Annotated in this window: 1 protein-coding gene; it reads right to left on the minus strand. The window is 65.5% G+C overall.

All coding sequences use genetic code 11. The features are described 5' to 3' along the window. Positions 1-27: 27 nt before the first annotated feature. The coding region (locus ACQG3P_RS25650) for a cytochrome c oxidase subunit 3 (protein ID WP_426806616.1) at positions 28-229 on the minus strand (202 nt) is incomplete at its 5' end.

The raw sequence follows: 229 nt of genomic DNA on the forward strand, positions 1-229 counted from the left end.
GGCGTGGGCGGTTTATACCCCCCGACGCTAAAGCACGTAGACGAACAAGAACAGCATAAGCCCCACCACGTCGACGAAGTTCCCGTACCACGCGGCGGCCTCGAAACCGAAGTGGTTGTCGCGGGTGCAGTGGCCCGTGGCCGAGCGCAGCCACATCACGATCAGCATGATCGGGCCCCGCAGCACGTGCGCGCCGTGGAAGCCGGTGAGCCTGCAGAACGTGGAGCCG

The organism is Stenotrophomonas sp. SrG, from assembly GCF_050031795.1.
Taxonomy (GTDB): Bacteria; Pseudomonadota; Gammaproteobacteria; order Xanthomonadales; family Xanthomonadaceae; genus Stenotrophomonas; species Stenotrophomonas rhizophila_A.